Genomic DNA, 23620 nt, shown 5'->3' with positions numbered 1-23620 from the left:
AACAACTTTAAGGACAACATGAATAATAATAATTTGCCAGTAGGCGTATTCGACTCAGGGATGGGCGGCTTAACTGTTCTGCGGGCCTTGAAAAGCTTATTGCCCAGAGAATCATTTATCTATCTGGGTGATACCGCACGTTTGCCTTATGGTACGAAAAGCGCAGAAACAGTCCAGCAATATGCCGTACAAATGGCCAGATTATTGATTGCGAGGCGCATTAAGGCATTAGTCATTGCCTGTAATACAGCGACTACAGCCGCTCTGCCGCATTTGCAAGCCCTGTTTACTGAAATCCCGGTAATTGGTGTGGTTCGTCCTGGTGCTGGTGCCGTTGTGGCGGCTACACGAAATCAGCAGATCAGCGTGTTTGCGACTGAAACGACTATTGCATCCAATGCCTACCAGCGGCTTATTACCGAGCAGTTGCCTCAGGCCTCTATCAGTGCACGTGCCTGCAGCGTTTTAGTGGCACTGGCCGAAGAGGGGATGGTGAATAATGCAGTGGCCCGGGAAGCCTTGCTTTATTATCTGTCTGAATTTAAAAATGAAGACACATTATTGCTGGGTTGTACTCATTTCCCAGTTTTCCGGCCTCTGTTAGCTACGCTGCTACCAGAATCCGTAGCGGTTGTCGATTCTGCTGAAGCGACTGCCTATGCTTTCCAGAAACTTCTGTACTCGCATCATTTGCAAACTGATTCGACTTCTCCAGGGCGAATTGAGTATCTAGTCACTGACTCGATTCGGCGCTTTCAGAACGTAGGCGAAATTTTTCTGGGTGAGGTGCTAAAGGATCATCATATCGAGCTAGTCGATGCTTGTTTAACGGTAGAAGCTGATAATTCAACCCGAGCTGCCTAGAACCAGGAATGTGCCTTAGATAAAGCTTCGATCTGGGTTGCTTCGCCAAGGCTCGCAAAGACGGGTGGTGTTTTTTGCGCATGAAGTGAAGCAACCCAGACTGTGCCTATTAATATTATGGAAGAAATTTAAAAGAGGGTGGAAGTTGCAAACCCACTTCCCTGTGGCCCAGCGCATCCTTGCGCTGCTCCCTTTTCATGGAACTCCTGTTCCTGAATCTGCAACTGTCCTTAATTTAAAGTGTAGTTAATTGCATGCAATTAATCATTAAGAAACTTTATTAGAATGTCTTGAGATATTTCTCAATTTAGGTCTGGCAAATTACTTAAGCATTGAAGTATCCTTCGCTAAGCGTATCAAGCCCGATGAATTAATAGAAGTAAAGAGGAAAAGATGGTTTTTATGTTTACCGTTGTCACAAAAGAGTCCACTCGTGAAGAATTCATTCATTCTTTTGAAATGATGAAATCGGTGCCCGGATTTCAAAGTATCGCCCTGTATCAGGACTTGTCTAATAAAAACAGATTTACCTGCGTTGAGTATTGGGATAGCCATGAAAGCCATACACAGCATGTAAAGGAAATACCTGACGAGGTTAGGGATCAATGGTTGAGTCTTCTTGATGAGATCTCACCAGGTCAATTTTATGAAAAAATTACAGAGGTCGTTGCTTAACCGTCATGGGCGGCAACGATTGAATCCCCGCGGTCGATGCCCATACCCAAATTGTATTAACACTGTTCGGCCTGAGACGGAGCAAAGCTCCGTCTCGAAGGCTTGGCACCAAGCGAAGTCTTCGAGACGCCGCTAAAGCGGCTCCTCAGGCCGAACGGATTAATATAAGCTGAGGCTCACTCAGACATGGGCCCCGCGGTCGCAGCCGCGGGGATTCGGATGGTCGCAGCCGCGGGGAGTCGAGAAGGAAAAACATTTATGACTATGGTGATTTGCAGATTAAGTTCAAGACTTAATCATCAGTTTGTCGACCAAAAACATAAACAGACCAATTCCCAAAAAATAAAGCGGCATGGCCCATAATGTAGCATTATGAAAATAGCCCATACCTACTGTAAAAAGAGAAATTAAACAATAGTATAGAAATCCGAACAGGCTGGATGCTGTTCCAATACACCATTTAAAATCAGTCAGGGCCAAAGCCAGCGCATTACTGGTTACCATGCAGCTTCCGAACATAATAATCATTAGCATAATAAGACTGGCCGTAATCATTATTGCGGGCGGCAAATTGGAAACCACAGCAAAGCTGCTGTATGAAATTGTCGCTATCAAAATAATAAGCAGACCATATCGCATTATTTTGTCGGAAGAGTAATGGGTATGCAGACGTTTGGACACCAGACCGCCCATCATGGTACTCATTGCGAGCGCAATAAAACTCATACCATACTGACTGGGTGATAAACCAAGCATCTTGATAAAGTAGAAGGGGCCTTCTGCAAAATAGCTGAAAGAAATACCGTTACATCCAGCGACCAGAAAAGCAAATCCCATCACTTTGTTATTCCTAACCAACTGATTGGCGACTGCTCTCATTGAGATGTTTGTTCTTCTTTCTGGCAGATGGGTTTCCGGCAGTTTCTGAGTGATTAAAAAAAATAAAAACAGGCAGAAACAGGCCAGTACAATAAAAATAGTACGCCAACCCAGAGTTTCAGCAATTAACCCTCCTGCCACAGGACCTATCGCAGGAAAAACGGCCAGGGCGCTGCCGACCACAGAGTAGACTTTACCCAAGGCACTTCCCTGAAATGCATCCCGGCAAATGGCTTGGCCGAGTACACTGCCGATGCTCCCTCCAAAAGCCTGTATAAAACGGCTCAGCATCAGTCCCTCAATCGTGGTAGAAAAATAGCATCCCATACAGCCGAGAATAAAGATAAGCAAGCCGATTAGTATGCCGGGTTTTCGACCAAATCTGTCCGAAAATTTACCCCAGACCAGGGTGCCAATGGCAAAACCGAATAAATAAATACTAAGGGTATATTCAATCATCGATGCCGAGGTATGTAAACTTCGGGCAATATCAGGTAAAGAAGGCGTATATATTGTTTCAGAAAGCTGAGGAAGCCCAGCGATGAGCACAATTAACCATACAGGTGGTAACTTGAAATGCATAAAAACCTCATTGTTTTCAAAAAATAAATAACAGCTGCTTTGTTTAAAGCAGTCGATCCGTTCAGATTGAGTTATTATTGTTCTTAAACAACGACGATCTTTTTCATTTCAGTACGCTTCTGGCAGGTGTAAAAATTCGTATTATACAGTAGAAACCTCATTGCGAACAGAGTGAAGCAATCCAGATCGATGCCTTGTTGGGGATTCAATCTGGATGGCTTCGCCATAGAGCCATAGGACGTAATCAGGCAATATTTTCCTGGTTTATAGAGTTTAACACCCACTGAACTTGTGTAGGCAGGTCAATTTCGATTTGAGACAATTCTTCGAAGCGATGATCCTCATAAGGATTCGCCCCCGGATTGTCTGCCTTTATCCTGGCAATCTGCCGGTCTCTTTCCTGATGCAACCAGGTAATCTGGGGTTCGAATAAATGCAGCATACCTTCGACCCATTGATCCAGAATTTGCCAATAAGGATCATCTTCCAGAGTCATCTGATATTGTTTGATAAAACTTGAAACATGTTTGGCATCATACCAGATTTCTGATGATACCCAGCGATTAACAGTGAATAAACGGATGGGCTGGCCGTAGCAATTCATCGAAATAGCGACGATATGGGCCATCGGGTTATCCATGTGCTTATCCCAATCGGGTAAAGGACTAGGCTTGATTCTGGCAGGGATCCCTTTGTAGCGCAGGAAGCAATGGAAGTGTCCATGCTCCATATTGTCAAAATCTTCGCGATGGCAATGATAAAAATATTGGGCGCCCGTTTGGCGATCAATGCGATCCCCTTTGGGATAATGACTCATTGACTCATGGCGGCGTTTTTTTTGCAGCGTGTAATGAATGATGTTTTTGCCTTTGGCAGTTGTCATTTGTTGCTGGGCTTCCAAAATTTGGGAAGCATAAGCCAAAAGACGAGCCTGTTTTGCTTTACTTAAATCAGGGAATGAAAATTCAGACATGGGAATTACACACTAAAGAAAGGAAGCGTTAAAACGCTTCCTTTTTAAAAAATATTAGCTACCGCTGCAGCCGCCACAGCCTTTGCAGCCATTGCAACCTTTACAGCCTTTGCATCCGTTGCAGCCTTTACAGCCATTGCAAGCTTTACAACCTTTGCAACCAGCGCAACCGCTTGCTTGAGTTGTAGTTGAATCAGCATAAGCTGCAGGAACAACAGAAGCAGCTGAAAGGGCAGTCAATAATGCGGCCACGGCTAAAGTCGATTTTTTCATAATGAATCCTTCCTTCGAAAAAGTTATATGAAACACACTTGTAAAGCCAGAAAAAGTGTTCTGGCGACACGGTACTCCTTCAGAACTTTGTCAGCCGCATCAAAGCTTGCTTACAGTTTCAAAAGGTTAATTTAATTATATTAGAGTCGCGCATTTGATCAAGCTATGTTCTTCATATTTTTGAAAATTTTTGTCGCTGAAGATTTCAGAATGATTAACAAAAAAACATCCTGATCTAAACAGTTAATAATTTCTCTTTGCTTTAAAATTTTTCAGCATCCGCCTTATCCCAATGCTTTTTAAAACAGTCGGGGATATCTTCCCCCAGTAACTGGCCTGGTTTTAAATAGTCATAGATCTCATTAAAAGGTTTGACACAATCGGCACTCACACGCCGCATTAAATATTCGGGTGAGAGATCACTGGGGTTGCATAATCCCATTGCACCGACTATCTCAAGGAAACTTCTTACAGTATTGTTATGAAAATTTAACACGCGAAATTTTTTCTCTTCAACAACAAGGCCGCGCTGAAGACGAAGATTTTGTGTTGCAACACCTGTAGGGCAGGTATTGGCATTGCATTGTTTTGATTGAATACAGCCCACCGCGAACATCATCGCCCGCGCTGCATTGCACATGTCGGCACCCATGGCAATATTGGCCACCATATCAAACCCGCTTGCCACTTTTCCACTTGAGATGATCCGAATTTTATCCCGCAAATTAGTCCCCACCAATGCATTATGGACAAAGACCAAAGCCGCTTCCAAAGGTTCGCCTACGCGGTTAGTGTATTCAACAGGGGCCGCACCTGTACCGCCTTCCGCACCGTCAACTGTAATGAAATCTGGCGTTATGCCTGTTAGCATCATGGCTTTGCAGATTCCCAGAAATTCATGGCGTTTGCCCAGACAAAGCTTAAACCCCACTGGCTTTCCGCCGGATAGTTGCCGCAAACGTTTAACAAACTCTAATAGCGTACGGGGTGAATCGAAGGCTGTATGCGCAGGCGGGGAAAGAATATCGCCGCCTATTTTAATTTTACGGACTTTTGCAATTTCAGGGGTGACCTTGGCGGCGGGCAATATCCCCCCATGGGAGGGTTTTGCGCCTTGCGAAAGCTTGATTTCGATCATTTTGACTTCTTCGCGCGTCGCTTCACTGGTAAATTCTTTTTCATCAAAGTTGCCGTTATCATCCCGGCAGCCAAAATAAGCAGTGCCGATTTGAAAAATAACGTCGCCACCTTGCAAATGATAGGGGCTTAGTCCGCCTTCGCCAGTATTATGGGCAAAATTTCCCATTTTCGCACCTTTGTTAAGCGCCATAAGGGCATTGGGGGACAAGGAGCCAAAGCTCATGGCCGAAATATTTAAGCGGGAAGCGCTATAGGGCTTGCTGCAATCAGGACCGCCAACGACAATGCGTGGTTCAACTTCTGATACATGTTTGGGAGATAGCGAGTGCAAGACCCAGGTATAACCCACTTGAGTGATATTACGGCTGGTGCCAAAGGGAATAGTGTCACGGACATTTTTAGCCCGTTCGTAGACCATACTTCGGATTTCGCGATTATAAGGGAGCTCCTCCTGATCATCAGCGATAAAATATTGCTGAATTTCAGGACGTAAAAACTCCATAATAAAACGGAAATGGCCCAGGACAGGAAAGTTTCTCAGGATGGAATGTTTGGTCTGAACCAGATCGTAAATACCTACGAGGATAATTGGAACCAGAAAAAAAAGGCACCAGATAGTATCGTGCATCATTACCAGAAAGAAAGCGAAGCTTAGCAGGACTAGCCCAAATCCAATATACCATTGACGCCGCATACTAAAATCCTTATAAATCTGTTAGGTGGGCTTTACGGCCCGGCGTTCGTTTTGCTGGGCTTTACAGCCCAGCCTACCGTCTAGCTGGTGAAAACCTGATATTCCGGGTACCACATGGTTTCTTTAATGGCGGTTTCGATATCGGCATCACTGATTTTATCCGCATGTTTTTCTTTAATTGCTTGTAATATTACTGCTTTGGCAATATGACGGCTGACATCGCGAATAACTTTCAACTCCGGTAAAAGAGCGCCTTCTCCCTTAATCATTGCCGGGGATAAATCACTCAGGGCCATTGCGGCTGCCATCATCATTTTATCGCTTACCCGTCTTGCTTTCCCAGCAACAACTCCCAGCCCCACACCAGGGAAGATGTAGGAATTATTGCATTGGGAGATTTCAATCTGATGCGAGCCAACCGTTACTGGCTCGAAAGGGCTGCCGGTAGCGACCAACGCCCTGCCAGCGCTCCATTCCAGGATTTGATGTGGGGTTGCCTCCACTCTTGAAGTGGGATTGGAAAGCGGAAAAACAATCGGACGATCACAGTAACTGGCCATGGCGCGGATCATCGGTTCGGTGAACTGGTTGGGTTGGCCAGAAACGCCGAGTAAGATAGTTGGCTTGGCATTATTAATCACATCAAAAAGGCCAATTTGCTGCCGATTATTTACTGACCAGGTCTTTAAGGCATTTTCTGACCGGACAAATCCTTTTTGGAAGGGCAGAATAGTTTCCATTCCTTCATGCAATAAACCCATGCGGTCTACCAGATAAAAGCGGGAGCGTGCTTCTGCTTCGCTCAAGCCCTGGTTAATCATCGCCTGAACCAGTTGCTCACTAATGCCGCATCCCGCCGAACCTGCGCCCAGTAAGGCTATGCGATGATCTTTCAAGGGCATTCCGGAAACCCGGGTCGCTGCAATAATAGCAGCGACTGCGACTGCCGCAGTACCCTGAATATCATCGTTAAAGGTGCACAGCTGATCACGGTATTTTTCAAGAATTGGGTAGGCATGCTGCTGGGCAAAATCTTCAAATTGCAATAACACATTAGGAAAGCATTTTTTTACTGACTGAACAAACTGTTCGATAAATTGATCATAATCATCACCGGTTACCCGTTCATGACGCCAGCCCAGATATTCCGGGTCATTAAATTTTTCCTGGTTATTGGTACCTACATCCAATACGATTGGGAGAGTATGCGCTGGATGAATTCCACCGCAGACCGTGTAAAGCGATAGTTTCCCGATAGGGATTCCCAAGCCGCCGGCACCTTGATCCCCCAAGCCTAAAATCCGCTCGCCATCCGTGACAACAATGACATCGATTCGACGGTGCTTGGCTACGGATGCAAGAATTTTTTCCATTTTATCCCGCTCGGGATAACTTAAAAACAGACCTCGGGGCTGGCGGTAAATCCGATGGAATTGCTGGCAGGCTTCACCCACCACTGGCGTATAGATAATGGGTAGGACTTCAATTAAATTATCCATAACAAAGCGATAAAATAACACTTCATTGCGATCTTGCAGGGCTCGCAGATAAATATGTTTCTCCAGGGGAGAATCTTTGGCATCGTAGGCATCGCGGCAGCGTCTTAACTGTTCAAGGATACTTTCTGTATTGCAGGGAAGGAGTCCATGTAATTCAAATAATTCCTTTTCAGCTTCAGTGAAGGCTGTGCCTTTATTTAGTAATGGATCACGCAGTATTTCCTGGCCGCGTCCATTAATCCTGATACTCATAACCTGCTCCCTGGTAACAATTTATAACTTATAAATGTTATGCTAGTTCATTGGCTGAGAGAATCAATACCTTCTTGAGAATATTTATCAAGTGGCTGCTTCCATAATTCGCATTGCAATTTTACTACCTGATTCAGCGAACCGCTTTCTTTAAATACTTTTCTGAGTAAGGAAGCATCATTTACTTTATTGAGGGTATCCGTTTGCAGTGAATTAAGAATGGCTGTGTTTCCTAAATACTCAATTTGCTGGTTTATTTTTTTTAGTGTATTGAGGATGTCGTCCTGAATTAAACAATGTTGGCCATTATCCGAGTTAATAATATCCCCTTCAAAGCCATACCGGCTTCCCTGAAAGCGGTTATAGCTGTATAGAAAATAAAGATCATGGCTCACCTGCGTTGGACGTTCTTCCAGCAAATAAAGGGACAGGCTTTGTAAATAAGCAGCCAGTTGCACCGCTTTGCCCAAGGTTAAAGGCGTATCGCATACGCGGACTTCTACAGTACCGAACTCTGGTTTTGGCCGAATATCCCAATAGAAATCTTTCATGCTGCCGATTATTCCGAGACGGCGCAATTTATAGTAGTACTCAGACAATTCATTCCAGTTGATAAGATAGGGAATTACTCCACTTAAGGGGAAAGCGCTAAAAATACTGGAGCGGGAAGAGCAATAGCCCGTGTCCACGCCCTGATAGAAGGGGGAGGAGGCAGCCAGGGCGATAAATTGTGGAACATAACGTCCCAGCGCATGGGTCAGGTACAAGGCATCTTCCGCAGTGGAACAGCCAATATGAATATGCTGACCAAAAATGGTCGCTCTTTTAGAAAGATAACGATATTTCCGCGCCAGATTTTTATAGCGCTTTGCCGGGAAAATTTTCTGTTTTGTCCAGCGCTCATAAGGATGGGAGCCTCCTCCGCAAATATAGGCGCCCAGTTTCTCCGCCTCCTGTAAAAGAAAGACCTGAAGCTCCGAAAATTCTTCCAACATTGTTTTTGCTGACTGGTGAACCGATGAGTTAATTTCAATCATGCTTTGAGTAATTTCAGGAACGATACGTGTTTCAAAGCCGCTTCCGGGAACATCCCTGATTAAATCTTTCGAACAGGAGCGATGTCCCCAGGTTTTTGGATTGATCAACTGGAATTCCAGTTCTACCCCAATCGAAACAAGGGCGGACTTTTTAAATGGTAATTTTCGCATTTTTTATCCTGTTATTTTCTGCAATCCATTGCCAGGAAAGAAGGAGTTCAACCCCATGATCAAATTATAAGCTGTAAATTTAAATTGGTCTAAAATAGATCACTTTGCTTTGTTATGATTTTTTATCCCTAATACTAAGGCGAAATGAAAAACGGTCGATATGAAATTTATAGGACATGCTGCTGTTCTTCTGGGCATGACGCTCAGAATTTTTGAATTAAAATAACAACAAGGAAGAAAAAATGATCCCGGAAAAGATTTCGCATTTTGTATTAATGGGCGATAGCCTTACTGACCGAGGCACTATTAATAATAAATATTTATGGGGATGTATTCCCATGAAATGGATAACTGGTCTGGATAAGAAATCACCGGATGGCCGTTTTACAAATGGATATGCCTGGAGTGATCATTTAAGTGCCGGTATTGCTGAAAACTTCATCATCAGAGAAGTCGGCAAAGAATACAAAATGGATGCAAGCGATATCAGCGATGCGGTAATAAGCCATGACAGACGGGTTAGGGAGCATGTGCAGAACAGTTATGATCTCGATGATGATTTGGTTGTCCGCTACAAGGGGGTCGATTTCGTCAGAAATTATAGTGAGGGTGGTTTAAGTGCCCATGATTACAGCTGGGTGCCTACTTCAAGCTTGAGTCTTTTTTTTAACCGCATGGTTGTTTCTACGCTGGAAGAAATGCGGGAGAAAATGTTGAAATATGATACCGCACACCAGGTATCGGAAGAGCAGAAGAAGGCGACGCTTGTCATTGAGTGGTCTGGCGCCAATGATTTAATTACTGTCAATGAGCGTCCAACAATCAGTGAAGCCAAAAAGGCATTGGCGGCCAGAATCGGAAATGTAGAAGAGTTGGTTAAGAAGGGGTATCGAAACTTTATTTTATTTAACTTACCTGATTTATCATTTACCCCAATGTACCAGCAAAAGAATGAATATGAACAAAGTAATGCCCAGTCCTGTACCCTTTATTTCAATGAGCAATTAAGAATTGCATGCAATGAGTTAAAAGTTCGCTATCCTTATTGTTCTGTAGAATGTTTTGATATTAACACTTTGTTTACCGATATTATTCAGCATCCTGCAAAATGGGGATTTGATCCGGAAAAGGTAAGCGATTCTTATTGCGACTCTGAAGATTTTGATATTGAAGACGGGGTGTCGCCAGCGACAGGATATATTTTCTGGGACAAGATTCATCCCTCCGCTGATATGCATGCCTTACTTGCCCATCAGTTTTATTTGCGATACCAGTTTAAATATAATTTTATTGCGCCTGATTTCCTCTCAGAGAGCCAGCGCCAGGAAGCCAGTTCAACAATGAGTGAATTACGCCGCCAGTTTATACAGGAATATGGCGCAAGGCTGGCCAAGGACAGAAATGGTTTTTTTGGGGGGGTCGCCCGTTCCAATATTGATTATAAGAATGCAAGTCTCGAAGAGATTTTCCATCATGCGCTTTATGAAAAAGGACACAGAACGCGAGCCAGTATTGAATATTTAAACTGGATTGATAAGAAGGGGAATATTACCTTGAAGGTTCCTCCACTGGAGGCGGCAAAGATGGTTGCCGAGGCCAAAGAGGGGATGAGAAAGGGAATGTGATTATTGATCTGGTTAAAGATGGCCCGCGGCATGGACCATCGAACCCCCGCGGCGTCGACCCATAGCTCTACACAAATACACTCGCATCCCCGCGGCTGTGACCGCGGGGCCCACAGGAGGCCTATGTAGAATATTGGTTTTGCTAATTTAAGATAATGTTTGTAGGACTTGTTTTAGCTGCTTTTGCTATTTATGGAAACATTGGATTCATTTGAAGAGCATGCTCAGCCACCAAACATGGACCCCGCGGTCGCAGCCACGGGGATTCGATTGCTAATGCATTTGTATGTAGATCCCTATGGGTCGAAGCCGCGGGCATTGAACGGTTTGCGCTTCAGCGGCTTACGGTTACCCGCACATCTCCTGCATTGGGAATCGAATGCGGTTTGCTAACACTTACGCATACTTGCTCAAGCTTGAATTCCCTTTTAACCAGAGCAGCGACGTGTTCAGCAACCGTTTCAATCAGCTGAAAGGAATTCGATTCGACATAGTCTGTAACACTGCGGCAGAGGGCATCATAATCGGTGGTTTTATCCAGAGCATCTTCGCACTGGCTAAAATCAGACGGGATAGTAATATCGATAAACAGATTTTGTTTGATTTGTTGTTCCCATTGATGCACTCCAATGCGGGTGGCAATTTTTAACGCTTTAATTTCCAGAGTATCCATTTTTTAGGCAGAAGGTCAAAATTGCAGGGTAACAAAGTCTCAGGACTAATACAAGTTGCAAAGCCGCCCCGCTCCAGGAAGAGAAGGGCGGGTAGGCTTAAGCTAATTTTTGCAGGTTAATTAATTCCCTGATACCGCTGTCAGCCAGGTCGAGCATATTATTCAATTGAGCACGGTTAAAGCTGTTTTCTTCAGCAGTGCCCTGTACCTCAATGAAATCACCCGCCTCATTCATCACTACATTCATGTCTGTTTCAGCGAGTACATCTTCCGCATAATCGAGATCAAGAACAGATTGTCCACGGTAGATACCGACAGACACCGCTGCAACATAGGTGAATGCAGGCATTCTTTTAAGCTTTTCACGGCTAACCATCCAGCTCAATGCATCGCGCAGAGCCAGGCAGGCGCCAGTAATCGCTGCGGTTCTCGTTCCGCCATCAGCTTGAAGTACGTCGCAATCGATGGTTATGGTGTTTTCACCCAGGACTTTAAGATCAAAACAGGCGCGCAAAGAACGGCCAATCAGGCGTTGAATCTCCAGCGTGCGCCCACCTTGTTTGCCCTTGCTGGCTTCACGTTCACAGCGGCTGTGGGTCGCCCGCGGCAGCATGCCATATTCTGCCGTAATCCAGCCCTGGTTTTTCCCTTTGAGAAAGCGTGGAACACCGTCTACAACTGAAGCATTACAGATGACTCGAGTTTGGCCAAACTCGACAAGGACTGACCCTTCGGCATGCTGGGTATAGTTGCGATGTAATTGAATAGAACGAAGTTGATTGGGCTCACGATTGCTGGGACGCATGGTTGCTCCTCGATAAAATGTGCAAGTATAACCCTTTATTCCTGATGATGCACGCAGACTTGCATTTGTACAAATTTAGTTTATAGTCGGCCATCCTCATAAATAATTAGTGTAAATTGATTATGACTAGTAGTATGACCGCTTTTGCACGCGAGCAAATTGAAATAGACGGCATGATTTTTTGTTGGGAAATCCGTTCAGTCAATCACCGATATATGGATGTTTCCTTTCGCTTGCCGGAATCATGGCGTTTTCTTGAGAATGATTTGCGATCAATGCTTCGTGGTCAGATTAGCCGGGGCAAGCTGGAGTGTCAGTTAAAACACCAGGATAACTCAGGCCTGGATAAAGCGATTTCGATTAATGAACCCCTTTTAAATGCATTAATAGGAACTGCCGAAAAGCTTTCAGGGGATAAGCATTTAGCGAATGATATGAGCCTTTCAAAGGTATTGGCCTGGCCCGGTATAGTTACAATTGAACAACCTGTTTTAGAGCAATTTTCGCCTTCTATACTAAACTTGTTTGGCAGTACTTTAAAACAGTTGGAGCAAATGCGGGCAACAGAAGGGGCGGCACTGCACTCGCATGTGCTTAAACGACTTTCGGGATTGCAGGCTGAAATTGGCAAAGCCAAAACCTTTGCCGAGAAAAATGCCTTGTCGGCGCGTGATAAGCTGCTTACGCGACTGCATAGTTTAAACCTTGAAGTCGATAATAATCGGCTTGAGCAGGAATTGGCGCTTTTACTAAGTAAAATGGATGTGACTGAAGAGCTCGATCGCTTAACTGTTCATGTTCAGGAAGTAAGCAAAAGCCTCAACGCAAAAGAGCCTGCGGGGCGGCGTCTGGATTTTTTAATGCAGGAATTGAATCGCGAAGCTAACACCTTAAGCTCCAAATCGGATTCAATTGAACTGACGCAGTCTGCCGTAGAAATGAAGGTTTTCATAGAGCAGATGCGAGAACAAATTCAAAATATAGAGTAAGAATAAATGGCGAATGATGGCACAGGAAATTTATTTATCGTAGCCGCCCCATCTGGCGGCGGAAAAACCAGTCTGGTGAAAGAATTGGTTACCAGCCTGCCTGACATTGAGATATCTATTTCGCATACCACCCGCTTAATGCGTCCCGGTGAGAAAGATGCAGTCGATTATTTTTTTATCTCCGAGAACGAGTTTCAGGCAATGATTGAAGCGTCGGCATTTATCGAATATGCCCGGGTATTCAATCATTATTATGGGACATCAGTCGCCCAGATAAAGGAGAGGCTGGCATCCGGGATTGATGTGGTGCTGGATATTGACTGGCAGGGCGCACAGCAAATCAGACGGTTATTCCCGGAATCAGTCAGTGTTTTTATTATTCCGCCCTCGCTGGAAATTTTAAAGCAGCGCCTGCAAAATCGTAAACAGGATAATGAAGCTGTTATTGGCAGCCGCATGCAGCAGGCACAGGAAGAGTTAAGCCATTATGCTGAATTTGATTATTTAATAGTGAATGATAATTTTGATCTGGCTGCCCAGGAACTGCGAGCTATCGTCTTGGCCAATCGGCTAAACATACAGAGGCAATCTGTAAAGATTGCAAAATTACTTTCCTTCTTACTGGCATCCAAGTAAAATAGACTGTTTTGGTTATAACTTAACACTTGCACTGCGTAGGGGGTATTTATGGCACGTGTCACAGTAGAAGATTGTTTGGAACATGTTGCAAATCGTTTTGAATTAGTGATGGTTGCAACCAAGAGAGCGCGTGAAATTGCAGTCCGCGGCGAGCAGCCTTTGGTTGAGTGGGAAAACGATAAACCTACTGTCGTTGCCTTAAGAGAAATTGCAGCGGGATTAGTTAAACCAGATATCCTGGATAAAGATTAATTAATGTTTTTGTCCTGACCGGCGGTATCAGTTGCAAATATATTTTACAGGTTTAGGCGAAGGGAGTGCTCTGTGAGCTACTTTAAGGAGTTACACGAGGAGCTTCAACATTATCTTGAGCAACAGCAGGTTGAAAAGTGCCATCAGGCTTATCTGGTTGCGGAAAAAGCTCACCACGGACAAATGCGCCGCTCAGGTGAGCCTTATATTACCCATCCAGTAGCAGCTGCGCTGATTCTTGCCCGGATGCGTCTTGACTATCAAACCATTATGGCAACCCTGTTGCATGATGTGGTTGAGGATACTTCAGTCAGCAAGGAAGAGCTAAACCAGTTGTTTGGTGAAGAAGTCACCGCTCTGGTTGACGGCGTTACCAAGCTGACAAAAATAAAATTTGAATCCCGCGCCGAAGCCCAGGCGGAAAATTTCCGCAAAATGGTTCTGGCGATGGTCAAAGATATTCGGGTTATCATCGTCAAATTAGCCGACCGTTACCACAATATGAAAACTCTGGGGGCAATGCCAGCGTCCAAACGCAGGCGCATTGCTATTGAAACCCTGGAGATTTACGCACCGATTGCCAATCGATTGGGTATGCATGCCATTTATGTCGGTTTAGAGGATCTGGGCTTTCAGGCACTTTACCCAATGCGTTGCCGTGCCATCAAATCGGCAGTTGAAAAATCACGGGGAAATCGCCGGGAGCTGACTCAAAAAATCGAACACGATTTGGAAGAAGCGCTTAGGCAGCTCAATATTCCCTATGAGCATGTATTTGGCAGACAAAAGCATTTATACAGTATTTATCGAAAAATGCGCCAGAAAAAGGCCTCGTTTACTGAAATTACCGATGTGTTTGCTTTCCGGGTGATCACCGAAGATATTGATGCCTGTTATCGCGTGATGGGTGCTTTGCATCGCACTTATAAACCTGTTCCGCAGCGTTTCAAGGATTATATCGGGATCCCCAAGGCAAATGGCTACCAATCATTACATACCACGTTATTTGGCCCTTTCGGTGTTCCCCTGGAAGTGCAGATTCGTACACGCGATATGGATAAAGTGGCTGAAAATGGTGTGGCGGCACACTGGATCTATAAATCTGCAGGCCTGGAAGTCAATGAGGCCCAACTGCGCGCCAGGGAGTGGGTACAGCGTTTGTTAGAAATGCAGCGCAGCACTGGCAGCTCACTTGAATTTATTGAAAACGTCAAAATCGATTTATTTCCTGATGAGGTTTACGTTTTTACACCCAAGGGCCATATTATGGAGCTCCCTAAGGGTGCTACGCCGGTTGATTTTGCTTACACTGTGCATTCAGGAGTAGGGAATAGTTGCGTGGCGGCCAAGGTGAACCGCCGGCTGGTGCCGCTGAGTATTCCCTTGACCAATGGGCAGACGGTGGAAATTATCACTGCACCGGGAGCGCATCCCAATCCGGCCTGGCTTAATTTTGTCGTTACCGGAAAAGCAAGAAGCAATATCCGCCATTTTCTGAAAAGCCAGCAGCATGCTGAGTCCATTGTAATGGGTAAGCGTCTGTTAGAGCAGGCACTTGCGGAATTATCATCCGATTATGCGAAAGTACCCCCCGAATCATTACAGGCTATACTTCATGACTTGAATTATAAATCCAGTGATGAATTACTCTATGCTATTGGGATTGGTAATCAAATGCCAATGGTGATCGCCAAACGCCTGGTGGTTCGCTCTGAACCGGCCGAGCTTGATAAAAATGGTAAAAGCCGCCCGCTGGCCATCAAAGGCACCGAAGGGATGGTGGTCCATTTTGCAGAATGCTGCCAGCCTATACCTGGCGACAGCATTGTCGGTCGTTTCCAGCAAGGGCGAGGCATTATCGTGCATGCAAGTGATTGTCAGATGATTCATCATGTACGAAGCCCCGAGCAGTTCATCGCCCTGCGCTGGGATGAACAGGTTGAGGGTGAATTCTGGGTCGATATTACGGTTGAAGTGGCCAATCAGCGAGGCGTTCTTGCTGCCTTGGCGACTGCTATTTCTGAAGCAGAGTCCAATATCGGCAACATTAATGTGGATCCGCGCGACGGGCGTCATAATGCCGTCACTTTTTCAATCAGTGTGCGTGACAGAACCCATTTGGCGCGTGTTATGCGGCGCCTTCGTTCTAACAATGTGGTCATGCGCCTTTATCGAAAGAAACAAGGGGAATAATAATGCAATCAATCCATACGGAGCAGGCGCCAGCCGCCATTGGCACTTACAGCCAAGCTATTCGCTGCGGTAGCACTGTCTATCTTTCAGGCCAGGTCCCTCTGGATCCGGCAACCGGTATTATATGTAGTGATGAAATTCGACTGCAGATTGATCAGGTATTAAATAATCTGACCGCTGTTTGTAAAGCCTCTGGAGGCAGTCTGGCGAATATTGTTAAATTGAACGTCTATCTGACTGATTTAAATCATTTCCCTCTCGTGAATGAAGCCATGAGCCGTTATTTTGTCGAGCCTTTTCCCGCACGGGCGGCTATCGGGGTATCTGCTTTACCACGGGGATCCCAGGTAGAGATGGATGGTATTATGGTGCTTGACAATTCAGCTCAGGAATAATTAAGGGTGGATAATAATCAGTATGCCCATACCGGGCGTCGTATGTTTATTATCACCTGGATCCTTTTTTTTGGCCTGTTGTTTGTATTTTTTTATTTTCATGGCCAGTCGGGTGAGGGCAGCTTCGAAAGCCATCCTGGTAAAGTCATTATTACCGCAGATGAACAGGGCCATTATCGTATCGATGGAACGATTGACGATAAACCTGTTCATTTTATTGTGGATACTGGGGCAACACTGTTGGCTATACCCGAGAGAGTCGCCCGGGATTTAAACTTAAGCGGGCGCTACCCGATTACCATGCAAATTGCAAAAGGGACGGTGGAGGGCTCTTTAACCCGGGTTAGCAAACTCAGTTTTGGCAACTTTACCCTGTATGACGTAAAAGCGGTTATCATCCTGGGCAGCGAAGAAGATACTTTATTAATGGGTATGAACGTGTTATCCCATTTTAGCCTTACGCAAACGAATAAGAAGCTGGTTATTGAGAAGTAGCTGGGCAAAAGTCCCTCCCTCCAAACAAATTTTGATTTCAGTAAGTGAGAAGTGCCATGAGTATTGTGACATTGAATCGGGTCATCTTGAATGTGGGCGGTAATCGGCTGCTTGATGAAGCCGATTGGCAAATCCAGCCCCAGGATCGCGTTGCCCTGGTAGGTCGGAATGGTGCTGGTAAATCATCCTTGCTGCGCTTATTACAAGGCGAATTAATTCCCGATGGCGGCCAAATCAGCCGCCTTAGCGGTTTACGAATTGCTGGATTAACCCAGGAAGTTCCGGTTCATGATAATGAAACCGTGTATCATTTTCTCGTGAAAAGCCTGGGCGAGACAGGCGAAGTACTTGCTGAGTTTCATCAATTATCACAAGGCAAGGATTTAGATGCCTTGGCCCGTTGCCAGCAGAAAATGGATAATTTGCATGCCTGGGATCTCCTGCCCAGGGTTGATACCATGGCTACGCGCCTTGGCATTGATCCATCAGCGAGGATGGATAAATTATCCGGTGGAATGAAAAGGCGCGCGCTTCTGGCTGCTGCTTTAATCGCCAATCCTGATCTCTTGCTTCTGGACGAACCCACCAACCATCTGGATGTGGAAGCCATTGAATGGCTGGAGTCCTATTTAAAAACTTATCAGGGCGCAGTGCTGCTGGTTACCCATGACCGGGCATTTCTTAGTGCAGTATCGAATCGTATAGTTGAAATCGACAGGGGTAAACTTTACACCCATGAATGCGATTACGAAACTTATCTTGATCGGCGTGAGGCGATGCGGGTTACCGAGCAGCGCCATAATGAATTATTCGACAAACGCCTGGCAGAAGAAGAGGTGTGGATACGAACTGGTATTAAGGCAAGGCGGACGCGTAATGAGGGACGGGTGCGTGCTTTGAAGGCTATGCGCGAACAATATAAAGCGCGAAGAACCCAGCTTGGTAAAGTAAAAACGCTCAATCTTGAGGTCGCCCAGTCTGGGAATGTAGTCGTTGAAGCGGAGAAACTGAATTACAAAATAGGGGATAAAACAATCCTCCGCGATTTTTCACTGCTTCTTACGCGTGGCGATAAACTGGGAATTATTGGGCCCAATGGCTGTGGCAAAACTACGCTCGTTCGCCTTCTTCTTGGCGAATTGCAGCCGGATTCTGGCAGCATTAAACGGGGGACATCTCTGGCGGTTGCCTATTTTGACCAGTTAAGGCGGCAATTGGATGAACAGCAAACGGTAATGGCTAATGTGGCTGAAGGCGCTGATTATGTCACTATCAATGGCAAACAAAAGCATGTGGCCAGCTATCTCAAGGAATTCCTGTTCCCCGCTGAACGTTTTAACCAGCCCGTTTCCAGTCTGTCGGGCGGCGAAAGAAATCGCCTGCTATTGGCAAAACTGCTTGCCAAGCCCGTTAATTTTCTGGTGATGGACGAGCCCACCAATGATCTCGATATTGAAACCATGGAGCTTTTGGAAAGTATGCTGGTTGATTACCCCGGCACGCTAATCCTGATCAGCCATGACCGCGCGTTTATCAATCAGGTGGTCACCAGCGTGCTGGTTTGGGAAGGCGAAGGGCAGTTTCATGAGTACGTGGGCGGCTATGATGATTACCGCATGCAGAAAAAATCGCAACGTCAGACCACCGCGACACCCGCAGCAAAAGCAGCGCCGAAACGCAGCACCGCTTCAACTAAATTAAGCTTTAATGAGCAGCGTGAACTCGCGAAATTACCACAGCAGATTGAAGCCCTGGAAGAAAAAATTGCTAAAGCACAACTGAAAATGACAGAAGCTGATTTTTACCAGCAAGACACCCAGGCAATTGCTGCCTTTGGCCAGCAGTTGCAACAGGATGAGAGCGAGCTGGCCAAGCTATATGCCCGCTGGGAGGAGCTGGAGGGGTAGCAAAAGTATTCCCCTTTCAGTGCCTACGTACCCGCGCTTTATGCGCGGTATCCATGCAGGGCTTCTGTGGATAAAAAGTATGACAAATACACCATCCTGTTTATGGTTACCGCGCATAAAGCGCGGTACGTAGGAGCTTGGCGGTACGTAGGAGCTTGGCGGTACCAGGAGCTTGGTGGTACCAGGAGCTTTGGGTATGTAGGCACTGATAAGAGGGTTAAATTTTGTGAGGATCTCTCAGGCATAAAGCGCAGTACATAGTCACTTGTGTACCAATGCACTGGATCCCGCCTGCGCGTGGAGACAAATGTGCGGAATACGACCTGGAAAATTAAGGCGTGGGATGAAAGTCCTCCACCTCATCAAGAACGCTTTGGGTAGACGGAGTTCCACCTGTATTCCAAAAAGAATGAAGACTATTTGATGGCCAGTGCGTGGGTTCATCCCGTCTCAGAAACGTTTGATATGCCCCCTGAAGCGTTTGCTGTATCTGTCCACGACGCGGACCGCGTTGATACTCACTGGCTATACTGTTCTGGAGTTTTCTTACCGCTTCAAGCATTTCATTTGCATCAGTGCATCGTGAAAACTTATTTAGCAATTGCTCGAGTTGTTCCATTCTGGATGGTGGACGAAGAGCGGCTAGCTCTTCTTCTGAACAATTCAAATCACTGGCTTTGAAGCGGCTTAAAACCCGCTGCTTGTGTTTATCTTTGTTCACAAAATTCAGTAAAAGCTGCAGATTTTCGATAGTCTTGATAAATGTTTTCAGATTAACTCTATCCAGAAAATCAGAACGGTGAAACGGAGAGATTTTCTGCCAGTATGTTTGAAACGATGCCCAGGAGGATATCACTTTCGCATAGTTGAAAATGGGAATCCAGCTCTTGACAGGCATCTTTTCTAATAATAGATCCAGATCTTCCTCTGTCATAATCCAGCTTGCCAACTTGCTGGCATTGACTGTATTGAAGTCTGAAATTAAATCTGGATGTCGGGACCATTTATCCAATAGTGCTAGATATTCTGTGAATGAATTAACTTCTTCGCTCCAGACCCTTGCCAGGCTTATCAAAGGTAAATCCAGGAAATCCTTATATTCATTAAAATTGTCAGGGGAAAGCCATTGGCTTAAAGAGTCTAAAAACAGTTCTGCTAAACAATTTTGTGAGGTCGAATGCAACTGCTTGTATAGGCCTAGAAAAGAATCCACATTACCATTAAAAAAGTTGCTAAGAAAGGTTTGTAATTCCTCAAATAAAAGGGGAATTATCAGAGTAGATGAAAACTGGTTGGCAATTCTCACTACACAAGAGACATCATGAACTTCTTTTATAAGCTCCTTAACAAAACCCGTTTTGAACTTCTCCTGGAGATTGGGGGCTAATGCAAAATAAATATTGGTAAACTTACTGTAGGATGAAATATGTTTATAAATGTGAGGAAAAAATTCTTCAGTCAGGAGTAACTGTTGCACTTGCGCTGTCATTTTCTCTAAAAGTTTGAATAGCTTATCCGAATCTTTAAATTGCTGAGTTCGCTGTCGAATCAAAGGAATCAGCCCTTTAAATAAATCTTCCGATAAATCAATGACGTCAATTAAATCCTGAAAGCTGGAAACACAATAGGCAATAATTCTCGCCGTCATAAATGTGTCATTTCGCTGATTTGAATAAATGGAGAAAGCAAGTTCTTTGAATAAATTAGGCTCCTGGATTTCAAGCGTTTGTCCCCGTTTTTCCAGTGCTTCCAAACAATGACTGAGCAAGTCTGAAAGTGGTTCAACCCCTTGCTGAGTGTTCGCAGCGTGGGTTTTGAGGGGATTTGGGATGTTGAACAAACGGGGATGCTGTTTTAGAAACTCCTCAAGCGTGTTCGCAATAATATGCGCACAATTAAGGATCTGGGCGCCTTTATGCGAAGAAAACTCTGCTTTTGTGAGAGGGCAATCCAATAGTCTGACAAATAATGCAAAGAAATAAAGTGGTAATGGCCTTGGACTGCCATAGTGTTCCAGTTTCATCTGAAACAGTTCTTTTTTAGTCTCTCTGGAAAGTGCCCGCCAGATTGCATAAAACTCTCTGATCGCCTCTTCAAGCAATTTCATCTCGGCGACCGTTTCGGTTCCCGCATCCTCTTTTGAAGCTTTATAAGCATGCCGAGCCAGGTTCTTGATGGCAAAGCCCAGTGTGCTGTCATCATATTGCTGTTTATGGAATCGAAATAGCTCGTCCATCAGTCTGATACTGGAATTTCCGGCTGCCTGTTTCACATTCCACAACTCAATACTTTTTAGTAAATATTGTATTTCTGCAGTTGACTCCTGAAAGTCAGGAAAGATACTGTTCGTATTGGCAACCCCGGCTGAATAAATATCTTCAAGAGAAAGCAGTTCCCCCTCTGAGGCGGCCAGGAGGTATTTATGGACAGGAAAGTGTCCATCTTCCTCTGTTTCATCTTTAAAAGAGAAAGGCGAATCTGTCTTGCGGCTGATTTTGCGGGTACCTGGCATAAGGATTTGGCAAACCGCCTCATCCTTGCCTGCTATTTGCTCAGCGACCTGAAGGCAAAGCTGGTTAGCCGGAAGAAACGGATGTCTTGTGTAAGCCCAATTGGTTTTTTTTATGAACTCCCAGCGCCGCTTTAGAAAATACCTGATTTGAGTAATTGCTTCTTGTTGGTTCAATCCCCGCGCTAATTCCACTGTGATGCTTTTAAAGTAAAAAAAGGTTGATGTGGATTCCGCCTCCATGATTTTTTTAGTCTCAGGATTTAAATCAGGGTGGGCGATTACGGGAGATTGTACATGATTTGAAAAGTATTCTAGCAATTGCAAGGCAGTTAGCATGTTCCGATATGTCTCAAGGGCGAATTGTTTAATATTAACACATGCTGCTGTGCTATCAAACCCTTGCAGCGACTTCCGGCGGGCTTTGTTAATTAACTTGATAAGCAAAGTCCATCAGGGTTATAGTTTGATCAATAGCAATTTTCGCAGATTTCGACACTGGAGAACGAATTGTGTTGTTAACCCTGGCTTTGGTTGTATTGTGCTCAGCAATTATCGTTTTCTTTGCCGAAGAATTTGGCGGTGTTTTTAAGAAAATTTTTGCGTTGCCCGGGGTAAAATTGATTCTCCCCTTATTAATTGCATCATTTATTGTTGCTGCATATGAAGACTGGATCGTATGGATTTTGCTTGCCAATAAATATGTTTTCCATTCAGCTATGAGTTATATCGCTTCACTGTTTCCTTTTCAACAGTTCGCTGCTGAAACCGTGCAGATCCTGTTTTTATTATTTCTGACACTGTTTCCTCCATTTATTTTCATTACACTGCGCAAGCGTAAAACCGTAGTGCCATTCCGCTATACCTGGCTTATTTGCCTGGTGCTATGGCTGTTTTTCAGCATTCTCTTTACCGTTAAATAGTTCAATTAAAATATTTTTTTAGATTTCATCTCAGATTTTTTCAAGCCACCTATAATTTATTTAAACAAGCTCAGTTTAGATTGAGGGGCTATGAAAATTTCAAGCAGGCTTTTGCATAAAGCAGTTGAAGAGAAAATCATTGATGAAACTCAGGCAGCCCGGTTACTTGAATTCATCAAAGTAGAATCAGCCCATGAACCCCATTTTGATTTAACCAATGTCCTCTATTATCTGGGAGGCTTAATTGCCATTGGTGCCATGTCTTTGTTCATGAATGTCAGCTGGGAGCATTATGGCGGCATGGGTATATTCTATGTCTCCTTACTTTATGCAGTGGTTGGGCTTGGCTTGGCCAATATCATGGCCAAGAAAAACTACCCGATACCCGCCGGGATCTGTGCCACTTTTGTAATCGTTTTAACCCCAATTGCGATTTATGGTTTACAAAAAGGGATGGGGTGGTGGCCTGATGACAGTGTCTACAATGAATTACATTATTGGGTGCACTGGCACTGGATTTATATGGAGTTAGGCACTCTAATAGTCGGCGTCATCATGGCCTGGCTGTATCGATATCCTTTCATGATTATGCCAATCGCCGTAACACTCTGGTATCTTTCCATGGATGTGGCTGCTTTAATTGTTGATCCGCATTCTATGGATTTTGATTTCAAGGCGATGATTTCCATGTATATCGGACTAATCACTGTTCTGATTGCTTTTTGGGTGGATGTTCGTTCGCGCCACTCAGCTGATTACGCATTCTGGCTTTATATTTTTGGTGTAATTGCCTTCTGGGGAGGGCTAACCTGCCAGAGTTCTGACAGTGAGCTGTCAAAATTCTTCTATTTATGCATTAATCTAGTGATGATCATTATTGGTGTGATTCTAAACCGAAAAGTGTTTGTTATCTTCGGTGGAATAGGTGTGGCCTTTTATCTGGGACATCTGGCATCCAATGTATTTAAAGACAGTTTGGGATTCCCTGCGGCTTTGGCCTGTATCGGCCTCCTTATCATTTACCTGGGCACCTTATGGCATAAAAACGAAGACAAGTTACGAATAAAACTTCAATCCTTGCTTCCCAAACCTTTGCAGGAATTATTGCAGGCGAGGATTTGATTAGCCTTGGCAGGTACAAAGCAGAGATCTATTGCCAGAAAAGGCGAGAAACCA

At 44.8% G+C, this 23620-nt stretch carries 21 protein-coding genes; 12 read left to right on the top strand and 9 right to left on the bottom strand.

The annotated features are described in order from the left end of the window. The first annotated feature begins 18 nt into the window (after positions 1-18). Together murI and DYH42_RS11150 are read left to right on the top strand one after the other, a co-directional pair. Positions 19-864, top strand: coding sequence for a glutamate racemase (murI, locus tag DYH42_RS11155; protein ID WP_058523610.1), 846 nt, complete (start codon positions 19-21; stop codon positions 862-864). 393 nt (positions 865-1257) lie between these two features. Further along, entirely contained in the window at positions 1258-1539 is a 282-nt protein-coding gene (locus tag DYH42_RS11150) for an antibiotic biosynthesis monooxygenase family protein (RefSeq protein ID WP_058523611.1), read from the top strand. A 285-nt stretch (positions 1540-1824) separates the two neighbouring features. On the opposite strand, the gene DYH42_RS11145 is transcribed toward DYH42_RS11150, so the two are convergent. From DYH42_RS11145 to DYH42_RS11120, 6 genes are all read right to left on the bottom strand, one after another. After that, complete coding sequence (locus DYH42_RS11145; protein WP_058523612.1) at positions 1825-3000, bottom strand: multidrug effflux MFS transporter; 1176 nt, start codon at positions 2998-3000, stop codon at positions 1825-1827. Between the two features lie 244 nt (positions 3001-3244). Further along, positions 3245-3973, bottom strand: coding sequence for a DUF6969 family protein (locus DYH42_RS11140; protein ID WP_058523613.1), 729 nt, complete (start codon positions 3971-3973; stop codon positions 3245-3247). Positions 3974-4017: 44 nt separating this feature from the next. Continuing rightward, a complete protein-coding gene (locus tag DYH42_RS11135; RefSeq protein WP_172464994.1) occupies positions 4018-4173 on the bottom strand; it encodes a hypothetical protein in 156 nt (51 codons plus the stop codon). Between the two features lie 335 nt (positions 4174-4508). After that, complete coding sequence (locus DYH42_RS11130; protein ID WP_058523614.1) at positions 4509-6080, bottom strand: FMN-binding glutamate synthase family protein; 1572 nt, start codon at positions 6078-6080, stop codon at positions 4509-4511. 80 nt (positions 6081-6160) lie between these two features. Further along, positions 6161-7831 carry an NAD-dependent malic enzyme gene (locus DYH42_RS11125; RefSeq protein ID WP_058523615.1) on the bottom strand — a complete coding sequence of 557 codons (1671 nt, stop codon included), beginning with the start codon at positions 7829-7831 and terminating at the stop codon, positions 6161-6163. Positions 7832-7878: 47 nt separating this feature from the next. Further along, positions 7879-9039, bottom strand: a complete 1161-nt coding sequence (locus DYH42_RS11120; protein WP_058523616.1) for a YbdK family carboxylate-amine ligase — start codon at positions 9037-9039, stop codon at positions 7879-7881. 242 nt (positions 9040-9281) lie between these two features. Here DYH42_RS11120 and DYH42_RS11115 point away from each other — a divergent pair, with 242 nt between their 5' ends. Then, complete coding sequence (locus DYH42_RS11115; RefSeq protein ID WP_058523617.1) at positions 9282-10664, top strand: SGNH/GDSL hydrolase family protein; 1383 nt, start codon at positions 9282-9284, stop codon at positions 10662-10664. Positions 10665-10998: 334 nt separating this feature from the next. Here the strand turns inward: DYH42_RS11115 and folB are convergent, their stop codons facing one another. Both folB and rph read right to left on the bottom strand, forming a co-directional pair. After that, the gene (gene folB / locus DYH42_RS11110; protein ID WP_058523618.1) at positions 10999-11337 is read right to left on the bottom strand and encodes a dihydroneopterin aldolase; all 339 of its coding nucleotides are present in this window, start codon (positions 11335-11337) and stop codon (positions 10999-11001) included. Between the two features lie 97 nt (positions 11338-11434). Continuing rightward, positions 11435-12142: a ribonuclease PH gene (rph, locus tag DYH42_RS11105; RefSeq protein ID WP_058523619.1), complete on the bottom strand. Its 708-nt coding sequence runs from the start codon at positions 12140-12142 to the stop codon at positions 11435-11437. 122 nt (positions 12143-12264) lie between these two features. Here rph and DYH42_RS11100 point away from each other — a divergent pair, with 122 nt between their 5' ends. The 7 genes from DYH42_RS11100 (at position 12265) to DYH42_RS11070 (ending at position 19012) form a co-directional block, all read left to right on the top strand. After that, positions 12265-13131, top strand: a complete 867-nt coding sequence (locus DYH42_RS11100; protein ID WP_058523620.1) for a YicC/YloC family endoribonuclease — start codon at positions 12265-12267, stop codon at positions 13129-13131. Positions 13132-13137: 6 nt separating this feature from the next. Then, a complete protein-coding gene (gmk, locus tag DYH42_RS11095; RefSeq protein WP_058523621.1) occupies positions 13138-13767 on the top strand; it encodes a guanylate kinase in 630 nt (209 codons plus the stop codon). A 51-nt stretch (positions 13768-13818) separates the two neighbouring features. Then, positions 13819-14022, top strand: coding sequence for a DNA-directed RNA polymerase subunit omega (gene rpoZ / locus DYH42_RS11090; protein WP_058507616.1), 204 nt, complete (start codon positions 13819-13821; stop codon positions 14020-14022). A gap of 72 nt (positions 14023-14094) precedes the next feature. Then, positions 14095-16215 (top strand): bifunctional GTP diphosphokinase/guanosine-3',5'-bis pyrophosphate 3'-pyrophosphohydrolase, encoded by a 2121-nt coding sequence (spoT, locus tag DYH42_RS11085; protein ID WP_058523622.1) that lies wholly within the window; start codon positions 14095-14097, stop codon positions 16213-16215. 2 nt (positions 16216-16217) lie between these two features. Then, positions 16218-16610 (top strand): RidA family protein, encoded by a 393-nt coding sequence (locus tag DYH42_RS11080; protein WP_058523623.1) that lies wholly within the window; start codon positions 16218-16220, stop codon positions 16608-16610. 6 nt (positions 16611-16616) lie between these two features. Next, positions 16617-17105, top strand: a complete 489-nt coding sequence (locus DYH42_RS11075) for a retropepsin-like aspartic protease family protein (protein ID WP_065232813.1) — start codon at positions 16617-16619, stop codon at positions 17103-17105. A gap of 56 nt (positions 17106-17161) precedes the next feature. Then, the gene (locus tag DYH42_RS11070; RefSeq protein ID WP_058523624.1) at positions 17162-19012 is read left to right on the top strand and encodes an ATP-binding cassette domain-containing protein; all 1851 of its coding nucleotides are present in this window, start codon (positions 17162-17164) and stop codon (positions 19010-19012) included. A 331-nt stretch (positions 19013-19343) separates the two neighbouring features. On the opposite strand, the gene DYH42_RS11060 is transcribed toward DYH42_RS11070, so the two are convergent. Then, on the bottom strand, positions 19344-21860 hold the full coding sequence (locus tag DYH42_RS11060; RefSeq protein WP_147287638.1) for a hypothetical protein: 2517 nt from the start codon (positions 21858-21860) through the stop codon (positions 19344-19346). Between the two features lie 173 nt (positions 21861-22033). On the opposite strand from DYH42_RS11060, the gene DYH42_RS11055 reads away from it, so the two are divergent. Together DYH42_RS11055 and DYH42_RS11050 are read left to right on the top strand one after the other, a co-directional pair. After that, complete coding sequence (locus DYH42_RS11055) at positions 22034-22444, top strand: hypothetical protein (protein WP_058523628.1); 411 nt, start codon at positions 22034-22036, stop codon at positions 22442-22444. Positions 22445-22534: 90 nt separating this feature from the next. Next, entirely contained in the window at positions 22535-23566 is a 1032-nt protein-coding gene (locus DYH42_RS11050; RefSeq protein ID WP_058523629.1) for a DUF2157 domain-containing protein, read from the top strand. Positions 23567-23620 lie beyond the last annotated feature (54 nt).

Source organism: Legionella birminghamensis (genome assembly GCF_900452515.1).
Classification (GTDB): domain Bacteria; phylum Pseudomonadota; class Gammaproteobacteria; order Legionellales; family Legionellaceae; genus Legionella_C; species Legionella_C birminghamensis.
This window is presented reverse-complemented; position numbering and strand designations above follow the sequence as displayed.

Excerpts from the sequence above, each read along its gene's own strand:
- murI (WP_058523610.1), top strand. The coding sequence starts at position 19 with ATGAATAATAATAATTTGCCAGTAGGCGTATTCGACTCAGGGATGGGC.
- DYH42_RS11150 (WP_058523611.1), top strand. The coding sequence starts at position 1,258 with ATGGTTTTTATGTTTACCGTTGTCACAAAAGAGTCCACTCGTGAAGAA.
- DYH42_RS11145 (WP_058523612.1), bottom strand. The coding sequence starts at position 3,000 with ATGCATTTCAAGTTACCACCTGTATGGTTAATTGTGCTCATCGCTGGG.
- DYH42_RS11140 (WP_058523613.1), bottom strand. The coding sequence starts at position 3,973 with ATGTCTGAATTTTCATTCCCTGATTTAAGTAAAGCAAAACAGGCTCGT.
- DYH42_RS11135 (WP_172464994.1), bottom strand. The coding sequence starts at position 4,173 with ATGCTGATTCAACTACAACTCAAGCAAGCGGTTGCGCTGGTTGCAAAG.
- DYH42_RS11130 (WP_058523614.1), bottom strand. The coding sequence starts at position 6,080 with ATGCGGCGTCAATGGTATATTGGATTTGGGCTAGTCCTGCTAAGCTTC.
- DYH42_RS11125 (WP_058523615.1), bottom strand. The coding sequence starts at position 7,831 with ATGAGTATCAGGATTAATGGACGCGGCCAGGAAATACTGCGTGATCCA.
- DYH42_RS11120 (WP_058523616.1), bottom strand. The coding sequence starts at position 9,039 with ATGCGAAAATTACCATTTAAAAAGTCCGCCCTTGTTTCGATTGGGGTA.
- DYH42_RS11115 (WP_058523617.1), top strand. The coding sequence starts at position 9,282 with ATGATCCCGGAAAAGATTTCGCATTTTGTATTAATGGGCGATAGCCTT.
- folB (WP_058523618.1), bottom strand. The coding sequence starts at position 11,337 with ATGGATACTCTGGAAATTAAAGCGTTAAAAATTGCCACCCGCATTGGA.
- rph (WP_058523619.1), bottom strand. The coding sequence starts at position 12,142 with ATGCGTCCCAGCAATCGTGAGCCCAATCAACTTCGTTCTATTCAATTA.
- DYH42_RS11100 (WP_058523620.1), top strand. The coding sequence starts at position 12,265 with ATGACTAGTAGTATGACCGCTTTTGCACGCGAGCAAATTGAAATAGAC.
- gmk (WP_058523621.1), top strand. The coding sequence starts at position 13,138 with ATGGCGAATGATGGCACAGGAAATTTATTTATCGTAGCCGCCCCATCT.
- rpoZ (WP_058507616.1), top strand. The coding sequence starts at position 13,819 with ATGGCACGTGTCACAGTAGAAGATTGTTTGGAACATGTTGCAAATCGT.
- DYH42_RS11080 (WP_058523623.1), top strand. The coding sequence starts at position 16,218 with ATGCAATCAATCCATACGGAGCAGGCGCCAGCCGCCATTGGCACTTAC.
- DYH42_RS11070 (WP_058523624.1), top strand. The coding sequence starts at position 17,162 with ATGAGTATTGTGACATTGAATCGGGTCATCTTGAATGTGGGCGGTAAT.
- DYH42_RS11060 (WP_147287638.1), bottom strand. The coding sequence starts at position 21,860 with ATGCTAACTGCCTTGCAATTGCTAGAATACTTTTCAAATCATGTACAA.
- DYH42_RS11050 (WP_058523629.1), top strand. The coding sequence starts at position 22,535 with ATGAAAATTTCAAGCAGGCTTTTGCATAAAGCAGTTGAAGAGAAAATC.